Raw genomic sequence first — 2,941 nt, 5'->3', positions numbered from 1 at the left:
CCTTCGCCCGGGCCTGGTTCAAGCTGACCCACCGCGACATGGGCCCCCGCTCGCGCTATCTCGGTCCGGAGGTCCCGGAAGAGGAGCTGATCTGGCAGGACCCGGTGCCAGCCGTCGATCACGAGCTGATAGATGCTGCCGACATCGCCGACCTCAAGGCCAGAATCCTCGCCTCGGGCCTGTCGATCTCGGAGCTGGTATCGACCGCCTGGGCGTCGGCGTCCACCTTCCGCGGCTCCGACAAGCGCGGGGGCGCCAACGGGGCGCGGATCCGCCTTGCGCCGCAGAAGGACTGGGAGGTCAACCAGCCGGCCCAGCTGAAGACGGTGCTGGAGGCCCTGGAGAAGATCAAAACGGAGTTCAACGAAGCCCAGTCGGGGAAAAAGAGGCTTTCTCTCGCCGACCTGATAGTACTGGGAGGATGTGCCGCCGTCGAGGAGGCGGCGAGGAGCGCCGGCACCGAGGTGACCGTTCCCTTCGCCCCGGGGCGGACGGATGCGTCGCAGGAGCAGACCGACGTGGCATCCTTCGCCGTCCTCGAACCGGCTGCAGATGGGTTCCGAAACTACCTCAAGACCAAATATGACGTAGCGGCAGAGGAGCTGCTGGTGGATCGGGCCCAGCTTCTGACGCTGACCGCTCCCGAGATGACGGTTCTCGTTGGCGGCATGCGGGCGTTGGGCGCCAACTTCGGAGGGTCCCAGCACGGCGTCTTCACCAGGCGGCCGGAGGCGCTCACCAATGACTTCTTCGTGAACCTGCTGGACATGAGGACGGAGTGGAAGCCGACGGCGGAGGAGGATGGGGTCTTCGAGGGTCGGGATCGGGCTACGGGCGAGCTCGTGTGGACCGGCACCCGGGTCGACCTGATCTTCGGCTCCAACACCCAGCTCCGGGCCCTGGCGGAGGTCTACGCGTCTGAGGACTCCCCGGAGAAGTTCGTCCACGACTTTGTGGCGGCCTGGAACAAGGTCATGAACCTCGACCGATTCGACCTCTCCTGATCGAGGCATAAACGTCTTCTCTTGGCCTCTGAGAGGGCGGCAAAAACGGTCAGCCGACGACCTGTTGGGGACGATGGAGAACACTTGAGAGCTGTGGATGAGGGGCTGGCGAGATCGGCGGCAGAAGGCCCGGGGCTGCGGCAGCCCCAGCCGGTCGAGCCTGACGAAAGGATCTTGATGCTGTTTGAGAAGTAATTCGCAAAGCAGCATCTATAATCATCGATGGCGATAATATGGCCAGAATAGGAGTTGTGAGACACAGGGTGGAGGACTTCCCAGATTGGAGACGGAAGTTCGACGAGAGGATGGAGATTCGGAAGAAGAACGGGTGGTCCGGCCACGATCTCTACTACGACCAGGGCCGAAGAGAGGCCTACGTCGTCCATACGGTCTACGACGACAAATTGGAGATGGCGAGAGAGCATATGGAGAAGTTCAAGGCTATGGGGAAGCGGACGGAGATGAAGCCCTCCGGCAACCCCGACCATTCGATAGTGCCGAGAGGGGAGAAGATCGAATCGGTGAAATACTGAGCGACTTCAGATCACTCCAAGGAGATATCGCCATGGTTGAGAAGAGATTTTACTCCCTGCCGGATCTGCCCTACGGCTACGACGCCCTGGAGCCCCACATCTCCGAGGGCCAGCTCCGACTGCACCACGACAAGCATCATGCCGCCTACGTCAACGGAGCCAACGCCGTCCTGGAGAGGCTGGAGGCGGCCCGCCAGGCGGGAGCCGAGCTGGACATGAAGGCCGCGCTGAAGGAGCTCTCCTTCCAGGCGGGCGGCCACGTCCTGCACAGCCTCTTCTGGTCGAACCTGGCCCCGGCCGCAGAGAGCGGGGAGCCGAAAGGCGCCCTGGCCGAGGCCCTGAAGGATGAATTTGGATCCCTCGAGCGGTTCAGAAAGGAGTTCACCCTCGCCGCCGCCAGCACCGAGGGATCAGGCTGGGCGGCCCTGGCCTGGTGCGGGATGATCGGAAGGCCCGTGATCATGCAGATCGAGAAGCACAACGTGAACGTCTACCCCGCATTCCGGATTCTGATGGTCCTGGACGTATGGGAGCACGCCTACTATCTGGACTACAAGAACGAGCGGGGGAAGTTCGTGGAGGCCTTCTGGAAGATCGTGAACTGGGACGAGGTGAACAAGAGGCTGGAGGCGGCGCTGAAGTGAACCGGCTGCCTTGGGCACCCCCCTATCGGGGCGCCGGTTTCCCCGCCGCCGCCCTCTGCCAACCTTCTTTTTTCGTTTTTCGCTCTTATTCGCCTCGGCCGGACTTAGAAATGCGGAGCGTTCAAAGGGCCTTTCCTGTGGCCTTCGCCTTATCCAGGAGGTCTTTTCTCTCCAGCACCGCGTCCGGCGCGCCCCCGCCACCCATGCGGATTATCTCGGCCACCTCAAATCCCAATATCTTCATAATCCCGGCGAACTCGTCGGCCGCCTTCTCGAAGGCGGAGATGTCAGGATGCCCCTGGCTGGTGACGATGACCGCCTTCTTTCCGGGAGCCAGGCGAGAGCGGAACTCCGAGTCGATGAAGGAGTACATCCGGTCCTGCATCAGCTTGAACTGACCGGAAAATAGGTAGAAGTATATCGGCGAGCCGAAGACGACGGCGTCTGCTTCCCTTATAGCCTCCAAAAGGCCCGAGAGGTCGTCGTCGATCTTGCAATTATCGGCGCTCTTGCAGTAGTTGCACCCCTGGCAGCCCGAGTAGTTCATCTCGTTGAGGCGGTACTTTTCGATCTCGTAGCCTGCCTCTTCGGCTCCGTCCAATACCACCTGGACCAATCTATCGACGTTGCCGTCCTTCCGGGGACTTCCTACGATTCCTATCGCGTTCGTGGCTTATTCCCTCCTTAAATACATCGTCTTAAACCGTGACTTCCTCTCCGCCCTAAAGGGCGGAGTTTCCTGCTTCGTTGAACCGACGCT

4 protein-coding genes are annotated in these 2,941 nt (G+C 61.4%); 3 read left to right on the top strand and 1 reads right to left on the bottom strand.

Translation table 11 applies throughout. The features are described 5' to 3' along the window. The 3 genes from ACP5EL_RS10065 to ACP5EL_RS10055 all read left to right on the top strand — a co-directional run. Positions 1 to 1,004: peroxidase family protein (locus ACP5EL_RS10065; RefSeq protein ID WP_428402378.1), on the top strand; the 1,004-nt coding region annotated here is incomplete at its 5' end. Between the two features lie 233 nt (positions 1,005 to 1,237). Beyond that, entirely contained in the window at positions 1,238 to 1,537 is a 300-nt protein-coding gene (locus ACP5EL_RS10060; protein ID WP_428402377.1) for a hypothetical protein, read from the top strand. A gap of 32 nt (positions 1,538 to 1,569) precedes the next feature. Then, positions 1,570 to 2,181, top strand: a complete 612-nt coding sequence (locus tag ACP5EL_RS10055; RefSeq protein WP_428402376.1) for a superoxide dismutase — start codon at positions 1,570 to 1,572, stop codon at positions 2,179 to 2,181. Positions 2,182 to 2,302: 121 nt separating this feature from the next. Here ACP5EL_RS10055 and ACP5EL_RS10050 read toward each other — a convergent pair whose 3' ends face one another. Next, positions 2,303 to 2,836 carry a flavodoxin family protein gene (locus ACP5EL_RS10050; protein WP_428402379.1) on the bottom strand — a complete coding sequence of 178 codons (534 nt, stop codon included), beginning with the start codon at positions 2,834 to 2,836 and terminating at the stop codon, positions 2,303 to 2,305. Positions 2,837 to 2,941: the final 105 nt, after the last annotated feature.

This window comes from Methanocrinis sp., assembly GCF_049974945.1.
In the GTDB taxonomy this organism is placed as follows: Archaea; Halobacteriota; Methanosarcinia; order Methanotrichales; family Methanotrichaceae; genus Methanocrinis.
Note: the sequence above shows the minus strand (reverse complement) of the source record. Positions and strands in the feature narration are given on the sequence as shown.